Consider the following 23,679-nt stretch of genomic DNA (forward strand, 5'->3'; position numbering starts at 1 on the left):
GATCGCCGGCCACGCAGAGTGGCATTCGTGGAGCTTCGTAGCACGCGAGTGCGACGGCGGGCACTTTCCCTCCTGCGGGAAGGAGCCAAGAACGCCGATGTCGCGCGCACACTTCAGGTGCCCACCGGCACGATCGCCTACTGGAAGCATGCGGACCGCGCCGAGCGTGGCGAGTGTCCCGGTAAGCACGCGCCTACGTGTCCTCGCTGCGACGGTCGCGAGCTGGATGAGCCCGCGTACTCCTATCTCCTCGGGCTTTACCTCGGTGACGGCCACATCATCCAGTACTCGGGGCATCGCGTACCCAGCCTGATGATCACCTGTTCCGAGGCCTGGCCGGGACTCATGGATCAGTGCGAATCTGCGATGCAGGCCGTGTTCCCGGACAACTCCGTCTGCCGGGTCCAAAGAACCGGTTGCCGCAATGTGAAGGTGTACTCGAACCACCTCTGGTGCCTGTTCCCTCAGCACGGCTCCGGCAGGAAGCACGAGCGCAAGATCGCCCTCGAGCCCTGGCAGCAGACGATCGTGGACGCCCACCCGTGGGACTTCGTCCGGGGATTGATCCACTCCGACGGTTGCCGGATCACCAACTGGACGACACGTCTCGTGGCCGGCGAGCGCAAGCGCTACGAGTACCCCCGGTACTTCTTCACCAACGTCTCCGACGACATCCGGCAGCTCTGCACGGACACGCTCGACAAGCTCGGCGTCGAGTGGACGCACTGCACCCGCAACGGCAGCCCGTACAACATTTCCGTTGCCCGACGCGCGTCCGTCGCGCTCATGGACGCACACGTCGGGCCGAAGTACTGACCGTCCCCCGCCGCTAGAGGCTCTCGCCGATGCGGTGTACGCGGACCAGGTTCGTCGAGCCTGCGACGCCCGGTGGTGAGCCGGCCGTGATGACCACGATGTCGCCCCGCTCGCAGCGGCCGATGCGCAGCAACTCCTCGTCGACCTGGGCGACCATCGCGTCGGTGGACCCGACGTGCGGGCCGAGGAAGGTCTCGACGCCCCAGGTGAGGTTGAGCTGGGAGCGGGTGGCGGGGTCGGGGGTGAAGGCAAGGAGGGGGATCGGGGAACGGTAGCGGGAGAGTCGTTTGACGGTGTCGCCGGACTGGGTGAAGGCGACGAGGAACTTGGCGCCGAGGAAGTCGCCGATCTCGGCGGCCGCGCGGGCCACGGCGCCGCCCTGGGTGCGGGGCTTGTTCCGGTCGGTCAGCGGGGGGAGGCCCCTGGCGAGGACGTCCTCTTCCGCCGCGATGACGATGCGGGCCATGGTGCGGACCGTTTCGACCGGGTATTTGCCGACGCTCGTCTCGCCGGAGAGCATCACCGCGTCGGTGCCGTCGATGACGGCGTTGGCGACGTCGGAGGCTTCCGCGCGGGTGGGGCGGGAGTTGTCGATCATCGAGTCGAGCATCTGGGTGGCGACGATGACCGGCTTGGCGTTGCGCCTGGCGAGCTTGATGGCCCGCTTCTGCACAATCGGTACCTGTTCCAGGGGCATTTCGACGCCGAGGTCGCCGCGGGCGACCATGATCCCGTCGAACGCGGCGACGATGTCGTCGATGTTCTCGACCGCTTGCGGCTTTTCGACCTTCGCGATGACGGGCAGGCGGCGGCCCTCCTCGTCCATGACGCGGTGGACGTCGTCGATGTCGTTGCCGTTGCGGACGAAGGAGAGGGCGATGACGTCGGCGCCGATGCCGAGGGCCCAGCGGAGGTCTTCGATGTCCTTTTCCGACAGGGCGGGGACGGAAACGGCCACACCGGGGAGGTTCAGGCCCTTGTGGTCGGAGACCATGCCGCCTTCGACGACGGTGGTCGTGACGCGGGGGCCGTCGATGGCGGTCACCTCAAGGGCGACCTTGCCGTCGTCGACGAGGATGCGTTCGCCGCGGCTGACGTCGGAGGCGAGACCTTGATAGGTGGTGCCGCAGATGTGGCGATCACCCTCGATGTCCTCGGTGGTGATGGTGAACGTGTCGCCGCGTTCAAGCAGTACGGGTCCCTCACGGAAGCGGCCGAGACGGATCTTCGGGCCTTGAAGGTCCGCGAGGATGCCGACGCTCCGGCCGGTTTCGTCGGAAGCCTTTCGTACGTGGTGGTAGCGCTCCTCGTGGTCGGCATAGGTGCCGTGGCTGAGGTTGAAGCGGGCGATGTCCATTCCGGCGTCGACGAGTGCCTTGATCTGCTCGTACGTGTCGGTCGCGGGGCCCAGGGTGCAGACGATTTTTGCTCGGCGCATGTTTCGAGCCTATGGCTTACCGGTCGGTAGAGAATTGGGCGTGCGTGACTACTCAACAACCTTTGCATGAAGGGCTATTGACAAGTGTTGAATTGTGCGCGCGGGTGCTCGGATGAGCAGGGGAAGCCTTCCGCTCACAATTGCGGCGGCGTCATGGTGAAGCGCGCGTTCACCTGGGCGTAGACGGTCTGCCGCTGTGGCTCGAGGTCGAGGGCGGGGGCGGCCTCCGCCACGGCTGCTCCGGCGAAGCCTCGCGTGCTGCCGGGCGGGGCAGGCATCGCGTAGCGGGGCGGGGCGGCTTCAGCTCCGATGTCGGCGAGCTCGACGAGGGCGGCGAGTCTGCCGCCGACGGCTTCGGCGTATTCGCGGGCGCGCTGGACGGCTTCCCGTACGGCCTGGCGCCGGGCTTCGCCGTGGGCGGGCGAGTCCGGGCGCAGTGACCACCAGGGGCCGTTGACGTGGGTGAGCTCGAGGTCGGCGAGGCGGGTGGTGAGTTCGCCGAGGGCGGTGAAGTCGCTCAGTACGGCGGTGATGTTGACGCGGCCGTGGTAGGCGTGGATGCGTTCGCCGCGGCCGTGCTGGGTGAGTTGGGGAGTGACGGAGAATGCGCCCGTCTCGAGCTTTTCGACCGCCTGGCCGTAGGACTTGACGAGGTCGAGTGCGGCAGCGTTGCGGCGGGTGAGGTCTTCGAGGGCGGCGCGCCGGTCCTTGCCGCGGGCACTGATCGTGATGCTGATGCGGGCGATCTCCGGGTCGAATTCGATGCGTGCCTCGCCGCGTACGGCGACCCGTGGTTGTTCCGGTGTGGCGTAGGGGGCGGTGGGAGCGGGGGGTGTGGTGTCGTCCATGGGTGTCTCCCTCGCGCGGTCGGGTCTGTCGTCCCACTGTCGCATCCGGGTCGGACACTCGGGTTCGGCGTTCGGGTCGCTCGGTCGAATCCGGCTGTCCGGTCCGGCATTCCGGATCGCGCCCCGGCCGGACTTCGGATCGAAACCTGTCAGGGGTGTTGCGGGGGTGGCTCGTAGGCCAGAATCTACGCGCGTTGTGCATGTGATCGAGGGAGACGAAATGCCGCTGAACCGTAGGACGTTCCTTGAGCGGTCGGCCGCCGCCGGGGCGGGTGTCGCTGTCGCGGGGGTCGCTGCCGCGCCCGCGGTGGCCGAGGAGCGGGGCGAGGAACATGGGCACGGACGTCCGCGGAAGCGGTACTCATTCACCGTGCTGGGGACGACGGATCTGCACGGGAATGTCTTCAACTGGGACTATTTCACGGACAAGGAGTTCGACGACAAGGCGCACAACGACGTGGGCCTGGCGAAGATCTCGACGCTGGTGAACCGGATCCGTGAGGAGAAGGGCCGGCGCAACACGCTGCTGATCGACGCCGGTGACACGATCCAGGGCACCCAGTTGTCGTACTACTACGCCAAGGTCGACCCGATCACGGCCGAGCGCGGTCCGGTGCATCCGATGGCGCAGGCGATGAATGCCATCGGCTACGACGCCGCGGCGCTCGGCAACCACGAGTTCAACTACGGCATCCCGGTGCTGCGCAAGTTCGAGGAGCAGTGCGACTTCCCGCTGCTGGGTGCGAACGCGCTGGACGCCAAGACGCTGCGGCCGGCGTTCCCTCCGTACAGCATGCACCGGCTGCGCACGCCGCACGGGCGTGATGTGCGGGTGGCCGTTCTCGGTCTGACGAATCCGGGCATCGCGATCTGGGACAAGCAGAACGTGAGCGGCAAGATGGTCTTCCCCGGCCTGGAGGAACAGGCGGCGAAGTGGGTGCCGAAGCTGCGCTCGATGGGCGCGGACGTGGTGGTCGTCTCTGCGCATTCGGGTTCCAGCGGCACGTCCTCCTACGGTGACCAGTTGCCGTACGTAGAGAACGCGGCGGGCCTGGTGGCCGAGCAGGTGCCCGGTATCGACGCGATCCTTGTGGGGCACGCGCACACGGAGATACCGGAGTACTTCGTCACCAACAAGGAGACCGGTCGGCAAGTGGTTCTCTCCGAGCCACTGAAGTGGGGGCAGCGGCTGACGCTGTTCGACTTCGACCTGGTGTGGGAGAAGGGCCGCTGGGTGGTGGAGCGGGTCGGGGCGCAGGTCCTGAACTCGAACACGGTCGTCGAGGACCCGAAGATCACGGGGCTGCTGGATGACGAGCACAAGAAGGTCGTGGCGTACGTCAACCAGGTCATCGGCACGTCGACGGCAGCGATGTCCACGACCGACGCGCCGTGGAAGGACGAGCCGATCATCGACCTGATCAACCATGTCCAGGCCGAGACGGTGAAGGCCGCGCTTGCGGGCGGCGAGTACGCGGCCCTGCCGGTGCTGTCGCAGGCGTCGTGCTTCTCCCGGACGGCGGCGATCCCGGCGGGCGAGGTGACCATCAAGGACGCGGCGGGGCTGTACCCGTTCGAGAACACTCTCGAGGCGCGGCTGATGACGGGTGCGCAGCTGAAGGAGTATCTGGAGTTCTCGGCGCGGTACTACGTGCAGACTCCGGCGGGGGCGCCGGTGGACACGTCGAAGCTGACGAACGCGAACGGTACGCCGGACTACAACTACGACGCGGTGTCGGGTCTGACGTACGAGGTCGACATCGCGAAGCCGGCCGGCTCGCGGATCGTGAAGCTGTCCTTCGAGGGCGCCACGGTCGACCCGGCCGCGCGGTTCGTGCTCGCAGTCAACAACTACCGGGCGAGTGGGGGTGGCAATTTCCCGCACATCGCCGCGGCGCAGCAGTTGTGGGCGAACTCGGAGGAGATCCGGAACACGATCATCGCGTGGGTGCAGGCGAAGGGTTCGGTGGATCCTGCGGAGTTCGCCTCTGTGGGCTGGAAGCTGACGCGCGACGGCGTGCCGGTGTTCTAGCCCTCCGCGTGGGCCGTCCAGCGCTGTGATTCCAGTGGTGTGAGCGGGGGCGTCTGGCCGGGAACGCCGGGCGCCTCCTGCTGCTGGAGGCCGAAGCTGGTGAAGGCGGTGCGGCGGGGCAGCGGGTAGTGCTCCTTGCCGGTGAGGGAGTTGAGGATGCTCGCGCTGCGCCAGGCGGCGAGCCCGAGGTCGGGGGCGCCGACGCCGTGGGTGTGGGTCTCGGCGTTCTGGACGTAGAGGGATCCGCTGACGGCGGGGTCGAGGTCGAGGCGGAATTCGCTGTCGACCAGGGGGCGTCCGGCGCGGTCGCGGCGGATGTAGGGGTCGATGCCGGCGAGGAGCCGGGTGAGCGGGCGTTCGCGGTAGCCGGTGGCGAGGACGACGGCGTCGGTGGTGAGGCGGGAGCGGGTGCCCTGCTGGATGTGTTCGAGGTGGAGCTCGACACGGGTTGTGGCGACCCGGCCGGCGGTGCGGACGGTGACGCCGGGTGTGAGGACGGCGTCGGGCCAGCCGCCGTGCAGGCTGCGGTGGTAGAGCTCGTCGTGGATGGCGGCGATGGTGTCGGCGTCGATGCCTTTGTGGAGCTGCCATTGGCGGGGCAGCAGCTCGCTCCGGACTTCTTCCGGCAGGGCGTGGAAATAGCGGGTGTAGTCGGGGGTGAAGTGTTCGAGGCCGAGCTTCGAGTACTCCATGGGTGCGAAGGCTTCGGTGCGGGTCAGCCAGTGGAGCTTCTCGGCCCCGGCCGGGCGGGCACGGAGCAGGTCGAGGAACACTTCGGCGCCGGACTGGCCCGAGCCGATGACGGTGACGTGCTCCGCGGTGAGGAGCCGTTCGCGGTGCTCCAGGTAGTCGGCGGAGTGGAGGACGGGCACGCTGGGGTCGTCGGCGAGCGGGCGCAGCGGTTCGGGTACGTACGGCTCGGTGCCGACGCCGAGTGCGATGTTGCGGGTGTACGCGCGGCCCAGTGCCTCGGCCTCGCCGTCGGCGTCGAGCTGGGTGAAGTCGACCTCGAACAGGTCGCGTTCGCTGTTCCAGCGGACGGCGTCGGCCTGGTGGCCGAAATGCAGGCCGGGGAGGTTGTCGCCCACCCAGCGGCAGTAGGCGTCGTACTCGGCGCGCTGGATGTGGAAGCGCTCCGCGAAGTAGAACGGGTAGAGCCGGTCGCGGGAGCGCAGGTAGTTGAGGAACGACCAGGGGTTCGCGGGGTCGGCCAGGGTGACGAGGTCGGCGAGGAACGGGACCTGGAGGGTGGCGCCCTCGATGAGGAGTCCGGGGTGCCACCGGAAGGTGGACCGCTGCTCGAAGAAGGTGGTGGCGAGTCCGCCGGGGACTCCGTGGGCGAGTGCGGCGAGGGAGAGGTTGAACGGGCCGATGCCGATGCCGACGAGGTCGTAGGGGCGGTCGGGCTGCTGGGCCGGTGGTGTGGCGGTCATCGGGGGGTGCTGCCTTCCACGAGGTCGGTGAGGGTCTGCAGGGCGCCGTTCGCGGTGTGGGGGTTGAGCAGGGTGGCCTTGAGCCAGAGCCGGCCGTCGGCGCGGGCCCTGCCGAGGACGGCGCGGCCCTGTACGAGCAGGGAGCGCCGGATCTCGGCCGTCTCTTCGTCGCTGGCGCCGGTGGGCCGGAACAGGACGGTCGAGAGGGTGGGCCGTTCGTAGAGCTCGAGGCGCGGGTTCTTGTCGACGAGGTCCGCCAGGTCCTGGGCGGCGGCGCAGGTGCGGTCGACGAGGGCGGCGAGGCCGGTACGGCCGAGTGCCTTGAGGGTGACGGCGATCTTGAGGATGTCGGGCCTGCGGGTGGTGCGCAGGGAGCGGCCGAGGAGGTCGGGCAGTCCGGCGTCGGTGTCGTCCTCAGCGTTGAGGTATTCGGCGGTGTGGCCGAGCGGCGCGAGGCGGGCGGTGTCGGGTACGGCGAGGAGTCCGGCGGCGACCGGCTGCCAGCCGAGTTTGTGCAGGTCGAGCGTGACGGAGTGGGCGCGTTCGAGCCCGGTGAGGAGGTGGCTGCGTTCGGTGCTGAAGAGGAGCGGGCCGCCGTAGGAGGCGTCGATGTGCAGTTGGGCGCGGTGGCGGTCGGCGAGGTCGGCGATCCGGTCGAGGGGGTCGATGCGGCCGGTGTCGGTGGTGCCCGCGGTGGCGACGACGAGGACCGGGCCGTGGAGGTGGGTCAGTGTGTCGTCCAGTGCGGCCGGGTCGTCCAGGGGGACGGTGAGCGGCTCGGGCAGTCCCAGAAGCCAGGCGGCGCGGCCGACGGAGTGGTGGGCGCTGTCGTCGCAGACGACCTGGACCGGTGTGCCGACGCGCTCGCGTGCGAGGAGGAGAGCGAGTTGGTTGGACTCGGTGCCGCCGGTGGTGACGATCGCGTCGGGTGCGGTGCGGCCGGGGTACACCTCCGCCGCGAGCGCACGGGTGACCTGTGCCTCCAGTTCGGAGGCCGCGGGCGCCTGGTCCCACGAGTCCATGGACGGGTTGAGCGCGGAGGCGGCGAGGTCGGCGGCGACGGCCAGTGCGAGGGGCGGCGTGTGGAGGTGTGCCGCGCACAGGGGGTCGGCGGGGTCGGCCGCACCGTGGGCGACGGCGCGGACGAGGGTGCGCAGGGCGGGGGCGGCGCCGGCGCCGTGCTCCGGGAGCACGTCACCGAGGCTCTGACGCATCAGCGCGGCGACGGCGTCCGGCCCGCCGCCAGGTACGGGGCCGCCGCGGGCGATCGCGCCTTCGCCGAGTGCGTCGAGCACGAGCGCGAGCAGAGGGCGTAGGGCGTCGGGGCCGGTGATTCCTCCCGCGAGGGGCGGGGTGTTCATGAGGCGGGGTCCTTCGGCGAGGCGCGGGAGTGTCACCCGGCGGGTGTCACCCCACGGTGGCGAGGGGCTCGGCGTGGCGCCCGCAGATCCCGACGATCGGAACCCGAAAGTGGTATCGCCTCAAGGAAGGGAAGGGGCTGGGGGCGGGCGCCTGGTATAGGCGCGTGCGTGCATTGCGGGGGGCGCCCGGGCGCGGGGTCCGCTGAGCGGGCGTGGCCGCCGGGCGAGCGCGTTTGCGTGAGGGCCTCGCCGCCGCGGACGCGGGGTCCGCTGCGGGGGACCCGCCGGGCGGGTCCACTGCCGGTGGCGAGTCCGCTGCGGGAGGGCTTCCGCGGGCGCGTGATCCGCTGCCGAGGGCGGGCCGCCTGGCGGATCCGCTGCGCGAGGGCGGGGCCGCTTGGCGGGAGCGTTGCCTGAGTGCCTCGCCGCCGCGGACGCGGGGTCCGCTGCGCGGGGGCTTGTCCCCTTACCCTCCCCCTACGGCCTGGCGGCGGCCTGGCGGCCGTAGGGGGAGGTTGGGGGCACCGCGCGGAGCGCGGTACGCCTCCCGCGGGACGGTACCGGGCCGGGGCTGAGTCCGGTTCGGAAGAGGCGGGGCAGGGTCGGGAAACGTCACACTGCCCGGACCCGCAGGGCCCTGCGCAGGTCGTCGATCTGGTCGGCCAGCTTGCGCCGCAGTGCCGGGAGCATGTCCGTCCCGGCCAGGCAGGTCTCCCCCGCGCCCAGTGCCTGGGCGTCGACGGCGTGGACGGGGAAGGCGTAGCGGCCGCAGGCTTCGGCGATGGCCGGGCCGCGGCGCGCGGCGAGGGCTACGGAGTCGGGGTAGAAGCGCGGGACGTACTCGCGTACGAGGTCGGCCTGTTCGGGCTGCCAGAAGCCTTGCGCGGTGGCCGCGAACAGGTAGTTGGACAGGTCGTCGCCGGTGAAGAGCCGGGCCCAGGCGGCGGCCTTGGCCTCGGGTGTGGGGAGGGCGGCGCGGCAGCGGGCCGCGCCTTCCTGCCCGGTGGCGCTCGGGTCGCGTTCCAGTTCGGCGGTGATGGCCGCGTCGTCGGTGGCGCCGAGGACGGCGAGGCGCGTCAGGACGCGCCAGCGCAGTTCGGGGTCGAGCTCGGGCCCGCCGGGGACGCTGCCTTCGGTGAGCCATTCCTGGATGGGCTCCGGCTGGGTGGCGGCGTCGATGTAGTGGCGTACGGCGGTCAGGCGCAGGCCGGGGTCGCTGCCGTCCTCGGTGCGGCGGAGCAGTGCGCGGCTGATGCGGGTGAGGGTGGCGAGCGCGGCGGGGCGCTGGTCGGGGGTGAGGTAGCAGTCGGCGATCTGGCCGGCGGCGAAGGCGAGGACGCCCTGGACGATGGCGAGGTCGTTCTCGTGGGGCAGGTGGGTGTCGGCCGTCTCGAGGTAGGCGGTGGGGGCAAGTTCGCCGTCGCGGACCATGTCCCGTGCGGCGTTCCAGACGACGGCCCTGGTGAGGGCATCGGGGATGCCGGACAGGGAGTCGACGACGACGGCCCAGGAGGCGGCGTCGAGGCGGACCTTGGCGTAGGTGTTGTCGCCGTCGTTGAGGACGATGAGCGCCGGGCGGCGTCCGGGGCGGGGTGCTGTGCTGCCGGTCTCGGGGACGTCGATCTCGAGGCGGTCGCGCAGGACGAGGCGGCCGGGGTCGATGGGGTCGGCGTCGTAGGCGCCGACGGCGATGCGGTGGGGGCGGCTGCCGTCCTGTTCGACGGTGAGTGACCAGCCGCCCGCGGTGTCCACGACGGCCGGGCTGAGCATGTCGACGCCGGTGGTGCGCAGCCACGACTCGGCCCAGGCGTGCACGTCGCGGTCGGTGGCTCCGGCGAGGGAGTCGATGAAGTCGGCGAGGGTGGCGTTGGCGAACTTGTGTCGGGCGAAGTGGGTGTTGATTCCGGCGAGGAAGTCCTTCTCGCCCAGCCAGGTGACGAGCTGGCGCAGGGCGGAGGCGCCCTTGGCGTAGGAGATGCCGTCGAAGTTGAGCATCGCGGACGCGGTGTCGGGGACGGCGTCGGGGTCGGGGGCGACGGGGTGGGTGGAGGGACGCTGGTCGGCGTCGTAGCCCCAGGATTTGCGGGCGATCGCGAAGTCGGTCCAGGTGTCGGTGAAGCGGGTGGCTTCGGTGAGGGTCTGGTAGCCCATGTATTCGGCGAAGGACTCGTTCAGCCAGATGTCGTCCCACCACTTGAGGGTGACGAGGTCGCCGAACCACATGTGGGCCATCTCGTGGGCGATGACCATGGCGCGGGTCTGGCGTTGGGTGTCGGTGACTGCGGAGCGGTAGACGAATTCGTCGCGGAAGGTGACGAGGCCCGGGTTCTCCATGGCGCCGGCGTTGAACTCGGGGACGAAAGCCTGGTCGTAGGAGTCGAAGGGGTAGGGCTCCTCGAACTTCTCGTGGTAGCGGTCGTAGCACTGCCGGGTGATGTCGAGGAGTTCGTCGGCGTCGGCGTCGAGGTAGGGGGCGAGGGAGCGGCGGCAGTGGATGCCGAAGGGCAGTCCGGCGTGCTCGGTCCGTACGGAGTGCCAGGGTCCGGCGGCGACGGCGACCAGGTAGGTGGAGAGCAGCGGGGTGGCCGCGCAGGTCCAGCGGCCTTCGCCGTGGTGGGTGGCGACGCCGTTGCCGAGGACGGTCCAGGCTTCTGGCGCGGTGACGGAGAGCTCGAAGACTGCCTTGAGGTCGGGCTGGTCGAAGGCGGCGAAGACGCGCTGGACGTCGTCCATGAACAGCTGGGTGTAGACGTACGTCTCGCCGTCGCTGGGGTCGGTGAAGCGGTGCATGCCTTCGCCGGTGCGGGAGTAGCGCATCCGCGCGTCGACGCGCAGTTCGTGCTCGCCGGCGCTCAGGCCGGTCAGGGGGACGCGGTTCTCGGTGAGGGCGCCGGGGTCGAGGGGCTGTCCGTCGAGCGTGAGGGAGCGCAGTTCGGCGGGCTTGATCTCGACGAAGGTGTCACCGGCCGCTGTCGCGGTGAAGTGGATGACGGTTCGGGAGTCGAAGGTCTCGTCGCCGGTGGTCAGATCGAGGTCGATCGTGTACCGGTGTACGTCGAGTTGCCGGGCTCGGGTCTGCGCTTCGTCGCGCGTCAGTACGGACATGGGCCCATGCTGCCTGATGGGCCCCGGTCGGCACACGGGGTGGTGGTTGCGCTGTCAGCGCACACCGGCTCCCGCGCGCGGGCGTTCGGGCGGGGTGGGGCGGACGCGGCGCGCGGGTCGGACGGGTCAGTGCTGTGGGCTCTCGCCGGGCTGGTCGGCGATCTGCTCGTGGTGGCGGATCACTTCGGCGATGATGAAGTTCAGCAGTTTCTCCGCGAACGCCGGGTCGAGTTTCGCGCTCTCGGCGAGCTGGCGCAGCCGTGCGATCTGGCGGGCCTCGCGGGCGGGGTCGGCGGGCGGCAGGTGGTGCTGGGCCTTGAGGTGTCCGACCTGCTGGGTGCATTTGAATCGCTCGGCGAGCATGTGGACGACGGCGGCGTCGATGTTGTCGATGCTCGAGCGCAGGCGGTCGAGCTCGGCGCGCACGGATTCGTCGATGTCACTCGTGGTCATGGTCAGGGAGCTTACGTCGGCCGGGCGCCGATGGTCGGAGGGTGTTCAGGGTCCGGGACGCGGGTGCTCCAGCCGCCGGGTACGGCCCTGCCCTGCTGTTCCCTGAAACGGACAGGTGCGAGTCCGACGCGGCGGGTGAACAGGCGGGAGAAGTAGGCCGGGTCCTCGTATCCGACGCGGCGGGCGACGGCGGCGACGGGCAGGTCGGTGGCGGCGAGGAGTTCCTTGGCGCGGCCGAGGCGGATGCCGAGGAGGTAGTCCTTGGGGCTGCAGCCGGCGCCTCGGCGTACGGCGGTCCGCAGTTCTGCGGGGGTCATGCCATGGCGTGCGGCGTGTTCGGCGACGGACATCGGCCGGAAGGCGTCGCGGGCGAGCGCGGTGAGGACGGGGTCGCCGTCGGGGCCGAGGTCGGCGCGGGCGCGACGCAGGGCGACGAGCAGTTCGTGGACGGCGGCGCCGGTCTCGACCTCGAGGAGGGGGTTTCCGCGGCGGGCGGCGCGGGCGATCTTGCCGACGGCGGCCCGTGCGCCGGCGGCGTCGGACAGGGGTACGACGGGCCGGTCGGGTTCGATGTAGCCGAGCTCGGTGTAGGTGGTGGTGGCGGGGCCGGTGAAGTCGACGAACGATTCGTCCCAGCCTGCGGCGGGGTCGGGCCCGTAGTGGTGGGGAACGCCGGGGGTGAGCCAGATGAGGGCGGGCCCGGTGACGGTGGTGCGCCGCCCGTCGGCGGCGCGGTACCAGCCGCTGCCGGCGCTGATGACGACGGCGACGTGGTGGTCGAGGGTGCGGGGGCCGACGGTGGGGAGACTGCCGTGCTGGAGGCCGACGCCGAGGCACACCAGCCCGAGCCGGTGGTGCAGGGGGCCAGGGGTGAAATAGCGCATCCAGGTGTGGTACATGCCGATTCGTCGCTCCTTCCCGGTCAGTCCAAGGAGAGCCGATCTTTGTCCATGGACCGGCCGCGCGCCAGGGGTGATCGTGGGGGCGGCGGTTGCGAGAGAGGGACGGGCCGGTGGCTGACTTCACCGTGGGCGACACGGATTTCCTGCTTGACGGGCGCCCGGTGCGGCTCTTGTCGGGGGCGCTGCACTACTTCCGGGTGCACGAGGGCCAGTGGGGCCACCGGTTGTCGATGCTGCGGGCGATGGGTCTCAACTGTGTGGAGACGTACGTCCCGTGGAATCTTCACGAGCCGGAGCCGGGCAGGTACGCGGACGACGGGGCGCTGGGGCGGTTCCTGGACGCGGTGCACGCGGCGGGGATGTGGGCGATCGTGCGGCCGGGTCCGTACATCTGCGCCGAGTGGGAGAACGGCGGCCTTCCGTTCTGGTTGACCGGCCGGGTCGGGCGGCGGGCGCGTACGGAGGACGCGGAGTATCTGGGCCATGTGGAGCGCTGGTTCACCAGACTGCTGCCGCAGGTCGTGCAGCGCGAGATCACGCGCGGTGGGCCCGTGGTGATGGTGCAGGTGGAGAACGAGTACGGCAGTTACGGCTCGGACGGCGGCTATCTGCGGCAGTTGGTGGAGCTGTTGCGGTCGTGCGGGGTGAGCGTGCCGCTGTTCACCTCCGACGGTCCGGAGGACCACATGCTGTCGGGCGGTTCGGTGCCCGGTGTGCTGGCCACGGTGAATTTCGGGTCGGGCGCCGGGGAGGCGTTCGCGGCGCTGCGCCGGCACCGTCCGGCGGGGCCGCTGATGTGCATGGAGTTCTGGTGCGGCTGGTTCGAGCACTGGGGGGCCGAGCCGGCGCGCCGGGACGTGAAGGAGGCGGCGCGGGCGTTGCGGGAGATCCTGGAGGCCGGCGCGTCGGTGAATGTGTACATGGCTCATGGCGGGACGAGTTTCGGCGGCTGGGCGGGCGCGAACCGGTCGGGTGAGCTGCACGACGGCGGGTTGGAGCCGACGGTGACGTCCTACGACTACGACGCGCCCGTCGACGAGGCGGGCAGGCCGACGGAGAAGTTCTGGCGCTTCCGGGAGATCCTCGCCGGCTATCAGGAAGGACCGCTGCCGGACCTCCCGCCGGCTCCGGCGGTCCTGTCGGCACCGGTCCGGGTGGAGCTCGCCGAGTGGGCCGCGCCGAAGACGGTGCTGCGGCTGCTCGGCGACGACGAGTGCGAGGCCCCGGTGCCGCTGACGTTCGAGGAGCTGGGTGTCGGGCGGGGGCTGGTGCGCTACCGGGTCGACGTACCGGGACCGCGGGAGCCGTACCCGCTGCGGGTGGCGGGGCTGCGCGACCGCGCCGTGGTGTTCGTCGACGGGGTGCGGGCAGGGGTGCTGGACGGCGGTACGCCGGCGCTGGGGGTGCCGGTGGCGGGACCGGCGTCGTTGGAGCTGTGGGTGGAGTCGCTGGGCCGGGTCAACTACGGGCCCCTGACGGGTGAGCCGAAGGGCATCACCGGCGGGGTGCTGCACGAGCGGCAGTTCCTGCACGGTGTCCGGGCGTGCGCACTGCGGCTGGAGGCGTTCGAGGCACCGGCGGCGCTGGCCGGAATGCCGTGGGGTGTCCCTCCGGCGGGGGCGGCCGGTCTGTACCGGGGCACGTTCGAGGTGGCCGAGCCGGGTGACGCGGGGCTGGAACTGCCGGGCTGGACCAGGGGTTTCGTGTGGGTGAACGGGTTCAACCTGGGGCGCTACTGGTCCGCGGGACCGGCCAGGCCGCTGTACGTGCCGGGGCCGGTGCTGCGCGCCGGCGGCAACGAGGTGTGGGTGCTGGAGCTGGAAGGCGCCGCGGCGGACGCCGCCGTACGACTGGAGTGCGTGGCGGCGGACACCGCCGTGCGGCCGGGGTGATCCGTGACGGAGGGGCAGGCCGCCGGGCCTGCCCCTCCGCCGTGTCCGGTTCTCTGCGGGGTTGTCTCCTGCGGGTTCCCTACAGGGTGGCGGCCGCCGACTTGATCGCGGCCGCGAAGGTGGACACCTCGGTGTAGACGCCGGGGTAGCCGGCCCTGGCGCAGCCGTAGCCCCAGCTGACGATGCCGACCTGGGTCCAGACGCCGGCGTCGTCCTTGCGGAACATGGGACCGCCGGAGTCGCCCTGGCAGGTGTCGACGCCGCCCTCGTTGTAGCCGGCGCAGATCTCCTCGTTCGCGACGAGTTCGTCGTACGCCTGCCCGCAGGCCGCGTCGGAGACGAACGGGACCTGCGCCTTGAGCAGGTAGCGCTGCTGCGCGCCGCCCTCACGGGCCGCGCCCCAGCCGGCGACGGTGAAGGTTCCGTTGTTGTACGCGGTGGTCTCGGCGATCTTCAGCGTGGGCAGGTTGATGGGCTGGGCGAGCTTGATCAGGGCCCAGTCCTTGCCCGTGCCGTTGTAGCCCGGGGCCTGCAGCACCTTGGTGGAGCGGACCTTGATGGCGCTCGAGCTCCGGAGGTCCACGACGCCGGCGGTCGCGGTGATGCTGGTGTTGTTGCCGGAGCCGCTGACGCAGTGGGCCGCGGTGAGCACGATGTCCTTGGCGTAGAGGGCGCCTCCGCAGCCCATGGACAGCCGGACCATGAAGGGGAACTCACCCTGTGCGGCGCGGGTGCCGCCGACCACGGGCGGGGCGGCGGCGGACGCGGAGGTCGGCTGGAGGCTCACGGCTGCGAGGATGACGGCACCGGCGGCGACACATCTCTTGAGCGCGCTCAGAAGCTTCAACTGACTGCCTCTCGTGGGGGGTTGAGGGGAACACCCCGCCGGGCACAGCCGTACGGAACCGCCGGGTGCGGACAGCCGGACGACCCAATGATGACATGTGCTCGACAAGGCGCTGTCGGGAGTATGAGACCCGGGTAGCGGACACCACAAGAAGCGCCTTTCGGCCAGTCCCCTCCGCCCGCCGGCCCCGCCGCGCCGTAGAGTTGAACCCTGCTCGGGCGGGCGGCCGGGCGGCAGCCGGCCCGAAGCCGCGCGGACGCGGAAGCCGTACAGGAGGCATGGGGGTACGGGAGTGGGCAACGGCAGCGAGGTCGTGCACGGCTTCCCGCACCTGGACACCGTGCGGTCGGCGATCACCGCCCTGTACCGGCGGCTCTCCCCCGAGAGCGTGCTCTCCTACGCGCCCAGCGTGCTGCCCGCCGACGTCGCCTTCGGCGACAGCGACGATCTGCATCTGGGCGCACAGCGCGTCGCCCGCGCCCTTGTGCACCATCTGCGGCTGCCGGACGCCCGGGTGATCGTCAGCTTCCGGGAGATGGAGCACGCGGCGAGCGTGGAACTGACCGCAGGACCCGAGTACTTCATCGAGCTGAACGACCGGTTCCGTACCCACCGCCGGGACATCGGCGCCGCCCTCGCGCACGAGATCACCCATGTTCTGCTGCACCGGCTCGATCTGTCGTTCCCGGGCACCCGTGACAACGAGATCCTCACCGACACCGTGACCACGTACCTGGGCGCCGGGTGGCTGCTGCTGGACGCCTTCCGGGAGGACGCCGTCTCCAGCCAGAAGCTCGGCTACCTGACCCCCGAGGAGTTCGGCTACGTCCTCGCCGGGCGGGCGATGGCCTTCGACGAGGACCCTCGGACCTGGTTCACCAGCCCGCAGGCGTACCACGCGTACACCCGGGGCCGCGCGCAGGCGCTGCTCGAGGCGCAGCAGCCCCCGCTGACCACGGCCGGCCGACTGGGCAGGCTCCGTTACGCGAAGGACCGCCGGCACGCCAGGGACCATCCGGGCGCGGCTGCGTCGGGACCGTTCGCGTATGCCTTCGAGCACGGGCCGGAGGGGCTGAAGGTGTCCTTCCCGTGCACCACCTGCCACCAGCGCATCCGGGTACCGGTGCGGGGGCGGGTGCGGGCCCGCTGCGGCCTGTGCCGAACCGTTCTCGAATGCGACACCTGACCCTGCTTCCGTAGGGTCGGACCATGACGAACCAACCGGTGGCGCACGAACCGGCCGCAGCGGCCCGGGAACTGTTCGAGGCGCTCCACACCAGTGACGACGACGCCGTGGTGCGGTTGCTGCGGGCCGGCGCGGACCCGGAGAGCACCGACGAGGACGGCAGGACCGCCCTGTACCTGGCGGCGACGGGCAACGAGGCGGGAATCGTACGGCTGCTGCTCGCCGCCGGCGCCGACCCCGACCGGACGTGCGGCCCGGAAGCCGGCGACCTGCCGCTGTGCGGGGCCGCGGTCTGGGGGCACACCGAGGCCGTGCGGGCGCTGCTCGCCGCCGGCGCCGCGCCCGACCGCCGCGAACTGCTGGGCTTCACCGCGATGATCTGGGCGGTCGGACAGGGACGCACAGACACGGTGGAGGCGCTGCTGGAGTACGGCGCCGACCCCGATCTGCCCGGCCCGGCCGGCGAGGCGCCGCTCGTGCTCGCCGCCCGCCGCGGGTCGCCCTCGACGGTGCGGGCCCTGCTGCGGCACGGCGCCGGTGCGCGGGCCGAGACGCTGGAGGAGGCCCTGGAGGAGGCCCGCCGGTGGATGACGCTCGATGTGGAGGAGGAACTGCGCCGGGGGCTGCTCGCGTACGACCCCGGGGCCGAGACCGTGTCGCGGCGCGTCGAGGAGGACGGCGGGGCGACCGTCGTGGTCGAGGTGCTGCACGACGGAAAACCGACGGCGGGGAGCGAACAGCAGACAGGCCACGGCGCGATCGCCACGCTCCTCGAGGAGCGGCTCGGGCTGCGCACCCCGTACGCCGCCCTGGCGGAACGCGCCCTGCTCCACGGCAGCCCGGAGCGGGACGAGTGGATCGAGGCGGTGACGGCGCTGTGGCGGCGCGGCGACGAGGAGACCTTCCGAGCGGCCGCCGAGTGGTTCGCGAGCGACGACGTGCTCCGGCAGACGTTCGCCGCCGACGTGCTCGGCCGGCTCGGCTTCACCGCGGGGCCCGACGGGCAGATCGTGCGGCCGTACGCCGCGCGGGCCCTGCCGATGCTGCGTGAACTGTCCCGGGAGGCGACAGACCCCGAACTGCTCCAGGCGGTGCTGCTCGGGCTCGGCCACCACGGCGACCCGGCCACGCTCCCCGAGATCCTGCGGCACGCTGACAACCCGGACGCCGCGGTGCGCCTGCGGGTGTCGCTGGCACTCGTCGGGCTGGTCCCCGGGGACCACGCGGAGGCGGTACGGACACTGATCACGCTGATGAAGGACGAGCAGGCGTCGGTGCGGGACTGGGCGACGACGGCCCTGGCGGGCGTCGACGCGGACACGCCCGAGATCCGCGACGCGCTCGCCGCCCGGGCCGGGGATCCCGACCCGGAGACGGTGGCCGAGGCCGCCAGAGGCCTGGCGATGCGCCAGGACCCGCGGGCCGAGGACGTCCTGGTGCGGCTGCTCGCGGACGAGGACCCCGACGGCTACGCCCACGACACGGCGGCGAACGCGGTGCGCCACCTGCGGGACGAACGGCTCAGGCGCCGCCTCGAGGGGACCCTGCCGCGGCGCCCCTGACGGTTCCGGCGGACCTCCGGATCACGACCTGCCGGGGCGCGGCTCGGCGGAGTCCGGGCCTGCCGGGCGTGCCCTCCGGGACAGCCCGAAAAAATCTTGGACGGCGATGTCGAGAACCCGTGACCGGCTCCGTCCCTGCAGTGAACGCGGCCACAACGGGCCGCACAGCACCGAGGAGAACACCATGGCCAAGTACCTGCTTCTCAAGCACTACCGCGGTGCCCCGGCGGCGGTCAACGACGTGCCCATGGACCGGTGGACGCCGGAGGAGATCTCGGCCCACATGCAGTACATGCACGACTTCGCGGACCGGCTCGAGAAGACCGGCGAGTTCGTCGACGGTCAGGCTCTCGCCCCCGAGGGGACGTTCGTGCGGTACGACGGTGAGGGGCGCCCGCCGGTCACCGACGGCCCGTTCGCCGAGACCAAGGACCTCATCGCAGGGTGGATGGTGATCGACGTCGACAGCTACGAGCGCGCCGTCGAACTGGCCGGGGAGCTGTCCGCCGCACCCGGCGCGGGCGGGAAGCCGATCCACGAGTGGCTCGAGCTGCGCCCGTTCCTGACCGCGCCGCCCACCATCACGGAGTGACGTCACCGATGAACGAGGCCCTGCTCCGGAGCCTCACGCCGAGCGTGCTCGGCATCCTCGTCCGCCGCGGAGCCGACTTCGCGGCGGCCGAGGACGCCGTGCAGGACGCGCTGGTCGAGGCGGTCCGCGTCTGGCCGGCCGATCCCCCGCGGGACCCGAAGGGCTGGCTGGTCACCGTCGCCTGGCGCAAGTTTCTCGACGCGGCCCGGGCGGACACGGCCCGTCGCCGGCGTGAGGACGTCGTCGAGGAGGAGCCGGCACCCGGGCCGTCGCCCGCGGTGGACGACACGCTCCAGCTCTATTTCCTGTGCGCCCACCCGTCGCTGACTCCGTCGTCCGCGGTCGCGCTCACACTGCGCGCCGTCGGCGGGCTGACGACCCGCCAGATCGCCCGGGCCTACCTGGTTCCCGAGGCAACCATGGCGCAGCGCATCAGCCGGGCCAAGCGCACCGTCTCCGGGGTGCGGTTCGACCAGCCCGGCGATGTCGCCACCGTGCTGCGTGTGCTCTACCTGGTCTTCAACGAGGGCTACTCCGGCGACGTCGACCTGTCCGCCGAGGCCATCCGGCTCACCCGGCAGCTAGCGGCCGCGATCGACCACCCCGAGGTGGCGGGGCTGCTCGCACTCATGCTGCTCCACCATGCCCGTCGCGCCGCCCGGACCGCGCCCGACGGCAGCCTGGTGCCGCTCGCCGAGCAGGATCGCGGCCGGTGGGACACGAAGTCGATCGCGGAGGGCGTCCGGATCCTGCAGGCGGCCCTTGCCCGCGACCGGCTGGGCGAGTTCCAGGCGCAGGCCGCCATCGCGGCACTCCACGCAGACGCGCCCACCGCCGAGGAGACCGACTGGGTGCAGATCGTCGAGTGGTACGACGAGCTCGCGCGCCTGACCGACAGCCCGGTCGTCCGGCTCAACCGCGCGGTGGCCGTCGGTGAGGCCGACGGACCGCGCGCCGGCCTGGCGGCGCTCGCGGCGCTGGACGACTCCCTGCCCCGCCACACGGCGGTGGCGGCCTACCTCCACGAGCGCGACGGCGACCTGGCGAAGGCGGCACGGCTGTACGCCGAGGCGGCCAGAAAGGCGCCCGACCTCGCCGAGCGCGACCACCTGACGCGCCGCGCCGCCCGGCTCAACGCCCGCCGGTGACGCCACGGGGCCGCGCCCGGATCCGGGCGCGGCCCCGTGGCGACGCCGGTCGCCCCACACGGGGACCGGCAGGGCGCAGGGGTACCGGGTCAGCCCGCCGTGCCGCGGCCGCCACGCCTCGCACGCCCACGTCCGGCGGCCGAGTTCCGTGACGCCTCGACCGCGCCGGACGGCCCCGAAGCACGGGACGCCTGGGCGCCCCCACGAGAGCCACGGGATCCGGCACGAGCCGCCCGCGGCGCCTCCGCCGCGCCCGTTCCCTCACCGCGCCGGCGCGAAGGACGCCGCCGTCCGGTGGAGGAGGGAGCGGTCACGGCCGGCTGCGGGACCTCGATGGTCACGGCCACGCCGGACGGCTCGCGTGCTCCCGTGAGCCGGCTGAGTTCCTCGTCGCTCGACTTGACCCGTGCCGTGCGCGGACTGATGCCCGCGTTCGCCATCAGGCGGGTCATCTCGCGGCGCTGTTCCGGCAGGACCAGGGTCACGACACTGCCGGACTCGCCGGCCCGCGCGGTGCGACCGCCGCGGTGCAGATAGTCCTTGTGGTCGACGGGCGGGTCTACGTTCACGACCAGGTCCAGGTCGTCGACGTGGATGCCGCGGGCCGCGACATTCGTGGCGACGAGCGCGGTGACCTGGCCGTTCTTGAACTGGTCCAGGGTGCGGTTGCGCTGCGGCTGCGAGCGCCCGCCGTGCAGGGCGGCTGCCCGTACACCGCTGGCCAGCAGCCGCTTGGCGAACCGGTCGGCGGTCCGCTTGGTGTCCACGAAGAGGATCACCCGGCCGTCGCGGGCGGCGATGCGCGTGGCGACGGCCTTCTTGTCGGTCTCGTCCAGCACGTGCAGGACGTGGTGCTCCATCGTGGTGACGGCACCCGCCGACGGGTCGACGGAGTGCACGACCGGATCGGTGAGGAACATCCGCACGAGCCGGTCGATGTTCTTGTCGAGGGTCGCGGAGAAGAGCATCCGCTGCCCGTCCGGCTCGACCTGCTTCAGCAGCGCGGTGACCTGCGGCATGAAGCCCATGTCGGCCATCTGGTCGGCCTCGTCGAGGACCGTGATCGCGACGTCGCCCAGGGCGCAGTCGCCGCGTTCTATGAGGTCCTTGAGGCGACCCGGCGTGGCCACGAGCACCTCTGCGCCGCGGCGCAGCGCCCCGGCCTGCTTGGTGATGGACATGCCGCCGACGACGGTGGCGATCCGCAGCTGGGTCGAGGTCGCGTACGGGGCGAGAGCGTCGGTGACCTGCTGCGCGAGCTCGCGGGTCGGTACGAGGACGAGCGCGAGGGGCGCCCGGGCCTCGGCCCGGCGGCCGGCCGTACGGGCGAGCAGCGCGAGACCGAAGGCGAGGGTCTTGCCGGAGCCGGTGCGGCCGCGGCCGAGGATGTCCCGGCCCGCGAGGGAGTTCGGGAGGGTGGCGCCCTGGATCGGGAAGGGCTCGGTGACGCCCTGGGCCGCGAGGGTCTTCAGCAGGGCGGCGGGCATGTCCAGCTCGTCGAACGCCGTCACGGCGGGCAGCGCGGGGGTGACGGTTTCCGGCAGGGTGAATTCCTGCGGGGGCGCCGCGCTGCGGGCGCTCGCCCTACCGGAGCCGGATCCCCTGCCGGAGCCGGTCCCCTTGCCGGAACGGATCCCGGAGCCGGGGCCGTTTCCGGCGCCGGATTCGGCCGGGCGCCTGCGGGCCGGCCGGGCGGACCTGGCGGCGGAGCGGTCCGGTCGTTCGGAGCGGTTCATGCGGAGTTTTGCCTTCCTGGGGCCTGTGGACAGCAAGAGCCGGGGCCCGCACCGACGAAGGTGCGGGCCCCGGCTGCAGGAGCTGCGAGATACGCGCCCGGCAATCAGGCCGGGAGGATGTTCTCCGCCTGCGGGCCCTTCTGGCCCTGCGTGACGTCGAACGTCACCTTCTGGCCCTCCTGGAGCTCGCGGAAGCCCGAGGTGGCGATGTTGGAGTAGTGGGCGAAGACGTCGGCGCCGCCGCCGTCCTGCTCAATGAAGCCGAAGCCCTTTTCCGAGTTGAACCACTTCACGGTTCCAGTAGCCATGTCAATCTCCTAAAACAGGGGCAAGCCGAAAATCCACACCTCGTGGATTTCCCGTCGCTGCATTGACCCCCATCCGGAAAAGCCGGAAACAATAATGTGCGCCTGAGGAAGCATTCCCGTCAGGCGCACACAAAGTTCATGGGTACCAAAACTGCAACTACGCCACCGTAGCACGCCGAGGCCAGGAAGTCGTGGATCAGACACGCCCGATGATCGTCACTCTCCCCTGACCACCGCGTTCGCACACGGTCCGCCGGCCGCGACGGGCGACGGTCAGGTCCGACTTCGCGGCGCGGCTTGATCATGTTTCTCCGCCCCGGTTGCGCCGAGCGGGTGACCCGGCACGACGGCCCTCCGTCGAGGGGCTCACCCCGGCCGGACCCCCTGCCGGGCGCGCCGGCGTAGCCGCCGCTTCGACGAAGGGCGCCTCGGCCGTGACTCCAATTCCTCCTCCACGGCGTGGAGTTGCGTTGTCCAGCTCGATCCCGTCCCAGGACGCCGGGTCGTCCGCCAGGACCTGTCGAAGGGGGTCAGCTGCGCCGCCGGGTGCTGACCGGGCCGCCCGGAGCCCAGTGCCGCACGACGAGCTCGTCGCCCTCGACCGACGTCCGCACCACCTCGGTCAGCTCGGCCCGGAACAGGTGGTACGGCTCCGGCGGATTCACGTCCTCGGTGAAACGGACCTTCTCGGCCGGCTCGGTGACCTCGAGCGCGCGCCCCGAGATTCTCACGTCACCGCCGTCCATGGAGTCGTCGGCGCCCGGGTTCGAGTGCAGCGCGAACCGCGGATCACGCAGAAGGTCCTGCGCCTTGCGGGAGCCGTGCATCATGCCGAGCCACAGCTCACCGAAGCGGAACGTGACCTCCAGACCCGTCACCCGCGGCGAACCGTCCTTGCGCAGGGTCGCCAGTACGTGATGCCGGTACTTCTCGAAGCGGTGCTGTACGGATGCGGCGAACTCGGGCTCCGCCGTCACGAAGGCGGTCCAGCTGGATTGCGTCATGACCTCATCGAACAACGGAATGCGGTCATCTTCTGTCTGGTTCTACCGGTGTCGTGGAGAGCGGCCGCGGCCTGCGGTGCTGGAAGGGCTACAGGCCCCCGGTACGGGGCCTCACCGGACGATTCCCTGGGCGCGGGCGGCGGCGAGCCACTGCGGGAACTCGGCCACCAGCCGGTCGTACAGCTCAGGGTCCGGGACCTGACGCGGGTCGAGCCCCGCGTGGAAGAAGCCGGCGTTGTCGACGGGGCGCTTGGCGGGGACGGCGAGCTCGTCCAGCTTGCGCAGGAAGTCGAACTGCGAGCTCCGCTTGTTGCCGAAGCCGACGAACTGCCAGAAGAGCGGAAGCTTCGCCGCCTTGCAGAGATAGCGTTCCGCGGCGAGCTTGTTGATGGGCCCACCGTCCGTCTGGAAGACGACGAGCGCGGGGTCGGTCGACCCGCTGTCCATGTAGTGGTCGATGACGGCGTCCATGGCCAGGTGGTAGCTGGTCTTCCCCATGTGCCCGAGACCGGAGACGATCTCGTCTATCCGGCCGCGGTGGTTGTCCAGGGCGATGTCGGTGACCGCGTCGACGTCCGTGGAGAAGAACACGACGGGCACGGTTCCGTCGTCGTCGAGATGCGCCGACAGCCCGAGAACCCGGTCCGCGAGAGCCTGGACGCTGCCGTCCTTGTAGTAGTCCTTCATCGACCCCGAATAGTCGACGACGAGATAGACGGCGGCGCGTTGCCCGTGCATGCCGTGCTTCTGGAGGGAGACACCCGCGGTCTTGTAGAGGCTGACGAGCGCGGGGGCGCACTGCTCGAGCTTCTGGAGGCTGACGGGCATGCGGGCTCCGTTCGTCGACTGCGGACGCCCTGACAATATCTGCCTCCACGGGGCCGGTTCCCTCCCCCGCGGGAGCGAGCCCGCCGCAGGCGCCCACGCCCCCGCACACACCACGGCGCCTGCCAAGGTCCGGTCGGGGACAGGCAGGCGCCGTGTTCAGTTCCGTACGCCGTTGTACGGGACGTTTC

19 protein-coding genes are annotated in these 23,679 nt (G+C 71.3%); 7 read left to right on the forward strand and 12 right to left on the reverse strand.

All coding sequences use genetic code 11. From position 1 onward, the window contains the following. Positions 1 to 27: 27 nt before the first annotated feature. Entirely contained in the window at positions 28 to 816 is a 789-nt protein-coding gene (locus tag MDN94_RS38000; protein ID WP_482730324.1) for a helix-turn-helix domain-containing protein, read from the forward strand. 13 nt (positions 817 to 829) lie between these two features. Here the strand turns inward: MDN94_RS38000 and pyk are convergent, their stop codons facing one another. Then, entirely contained in the window at positions 830 to 2,254 is a 1,425-nt protein-coding gene (gene pyk, locus MDN94_RS38005) for a pyruvate kinase (protein ID WP_482730325.1), read from the reverse strand. 134 nt (positions 2,255 to 2,388) lie between these two features. Further along, positions 2,389 to 3,102: an SIMPL domain-containing protein gene (locus MDN94_RS38010; RefSeq protein ID WP_482730326.1), complete on the reverse strand. Its 714-nt coding sequence runs from the start codon at positions 3,100 to 3,102 to the stop codon at positions 2,389 to 2,391. 220 nt (positions 3,103 to 3,322) lie between these two features. Between MDN94_RS38010 and MDN94_RS38015 the strand changes: the two genes are divergently transcribed. Continuing rightward, positions 3,323 to 5,134, forward strand: coding sequence for a bifunctional metallophosphatase/5'-nucleotidase (locus MDN94_RS38015; RefSeq protein WP_482730327.1), 1,812 nt, complete (start codon positions 3,323 to 3,325; stop codon positions 5,132 to 5,134). On the opposite strand, the gene MDN94_RS38020 is transcribed toward MDN94_RS38015, so the two are convergent. The 5 genes from MDN94_RS38020 to MDN94_RS38040 all read right to left on the reverse strand — a co-directional run bounded on the left by MDN94_RS38020 (position 5,131) and on the right by MDN94_RS38040 (position 12,385). Continuing rightward, positions 5,131 to 6,567 carry a lysine N(6)-hydroxylase/L-ornithine N(5)-oxygenase family protein gene (locus MDN94_RS38020; protein ID WP_482730328.1) on the reverse strand — a complete coding sequence of 479 codons (1,437 nt, stop codon included), beginning with the start codon at positions 6,565 to 6,567 and terminating at the stop codon, positions 5,131 to 5,133. The two genes, MDN94_RS38015 and MDN94_RS38020, sit on opposite strands and share 4 nt — an antisense overlap. Beyond that, positions 6,564 to 7,928 carry a pyridoxal phosphate-dependent decarboxylase family protein gene (locus MDN94_RS38025; protein WP_482730329.1) on the reverse strand — a complete coding sequence of 455 codons (1,365 nt, stop codon included), beginning with the start codon at positions 7,926 to 7,928 and terminating at the stop codon, positions 6,564 to 6,566. Before MDN94_RS38025 ends, MDN94_RS38020 begins: the two co-directional genes overlap by 4 nt. Positions 7,929 to 8,540: 612 nt before the next feature. After that, positions 8,541 to 11,033 (reverse strand): aminopeptidase N, encoded by a 2,493-nt coding sequence (gene pepN / locus MDN94_RS38030; RefSeq protein WP_482730330.1) that lies wholly within the window; start codon positions 11,031 to 11,033, stop codon positions 8,541 to 8,543. 126 nt (positions 11,034 to 11,159) lie between these two features. Next, positions 11,160 to 11,486: a chorismate mutase gene (locus MDN94_RS38035; protein ID WP_482730331.1), complete on the reverse strand. Its 327-nt coding sequence runs from the start codon at positions 11,484 to 11,486 to the stop codon at positions 11,160 to 11,162. A gap of 11 nt (positions 11,487 to 11,497) precedes the next feature. Then, positions 11,498 to 12,385, reverse strand: a complete 888-nt coding sequence (locus MDN94_RS38040) for a helix-turn-helix domain-containing protein (RefSeq protein ID WP_482730332.1) — start codon at positions 12,383 to 12,385, stop codon at positions 11,498 to 11,500. Positions 12,386 to 12,498: 113 nt separating this feature from the next. On the opposite strand from MDN94_RS38040, the gene MDN94_RS38045 reads away from it, so the two are divergent. Next, the gene (locus MDN94_RS38045) at positions 12,499 to 14,280 is read left to right on the forward strand and encodes a glycoside hydrolase family 35 protein (RefSeq protein WP_482730333.1); all 1,782 of its coding nucleotides are present in this window, start codon (positions 12,499 to 12,501) and stop codon (positions 14,278 to 14,280) included. Between the two features lie 79 nt (positions 14,281 to 14,359). Here MDN94_RS38045 and MDN94_RS38050 read toward each other — a convergent pair whose 3' ends face one another. Next, entirely contained in the window at positions 14,360 to 15,127 is a 768-nt protein-coding gene (locus MDN94_RS38050) for a S1 family peptidase (RefSeq protein ID WP_482730334.1), read from the reverse strand. 292 nt (positions 15,128 to 15,419) lie between these two features. On the opposite strand from MDN94_RS38050, the gene MDN94_RS38055 reads away from it, so the two are divergent. From MDN94_RS38055 to MDN94_RS38070, 4 genes are all read left to right on the forward strand, one after another. Further along, positions 15,420 to 16,313 carry a hypothetical protein gene (locus tag MDN94_RS38055; RefSeq protein ID WP_482730335.1) on the forward strand — a complete coding sequence of 298 codons (894 nt, stop codon included), beginning with the start codon at positions 15,420 to 15,422 and terminating at the stop codon, positions 16,311 to 16,313. 23 nt (positions 16,314 to 16,336) lie between these two features. Next, positions 16,337 to 17,875, forward strand: a complete 1,539-nt coding sequence (locus tag MDN94_RS38060; RefSeq protein WP_482730336.1) for an ankyrin repeat domain-containing protein — start codon at positions 16,337 to 16,339, stop codon at positions 17,873 to 17,875. A gap of 184 nt (positions 17,876 to 18,059) precedes the next feature. After that, positions 18,060 to 18,467 (forward strand): YciI family protein, encoded by a 408-nt coding sequence (locus tag MDN94_RS38065; RefSeq protein WP_482730337.1) that lies wholly within the window; start codon positions 18,060 to 18,062, stop codon positions 18,465 to 18,467. A gap of 8 nt (positions 18,468 to 18,475) precedes the next feature. Further along, positions 18,476 to 19,615, forward strand: coding sequence for an RNA polymerase sigma factor (locus MDN94_RS38070; protein ID WP_482730489.1), 1,140 nt, complete (start codon positions 18,476 to 18,478; stop codon positions 19,613 to 19,615). An 89-nt stretch (positions 19,616 to 19,704) separates the two neighbouring features. Here MDN94_RS38070 and MDN94_RS38075 read toward each other — a convergent pair whose 3' ends face one another. The 4 genes from MDN94_RS38075 to MDN94_RS38090 form a co-directional block, all read right to left on the reverse strand. Beyond that, positions 19,705 to 21,351 (reverse strand): DEAD/DEAH box helicase, encoded by a 1,647-nt coding sequence (locus MDN94_RS38075; RefSeq protein WP_482730338.1) that lies wholly within the window; start codon positions 21,349 to 21,351, stop codon positions 19,705 to 19,707. Between the two features lie 104 nt (positions 21,352 to 21,455). Further along, complete coding sequence (locus MDN94_RS38080; RefSeq protein WP_005318814.1) at positions 21,456 to 21,659, reverse strand: cold-shock protein; 204 nt, start codon at positions 21,657 to 21,659, stop codon at positions 21,456 to 21,458. Positions 21,660 to 22,189: 530 nt separating this feature from the next. Continuing rightward, the gene (locus tag MDN94_RS38085) at positions 22,190 to 22,663 is read right to left on the reverse strand and encodes a pyridoxamine 5'-phosphate oxidase family protein (RefSeq protein ID WP_482730339.1); all 474 of its coding nucleotides are present in this window, start codon (positions 22,661 to 22,663) and stop codon (positions 22,190 to 22,192) included. Between the two features lie 111 nt (positions 22,664 to 22,774). Continuing rightward, positions 22,775 to 23,491 (reverse strand): vWA domain-containing protein, encoded by a 717-nt coding sequence (locus MDN94_RS38090; protein WP_482730340.1) that lies wholly within the window; start codon positions 23,489 to 23,491, stop codon positions 22,775 to 22,777. Positions 23,492 to 23,679 lie beyond the last annotated feature (188 nt).

The organism is Streptomyces sp. WAC00040 (assembly GCF_056835925.1).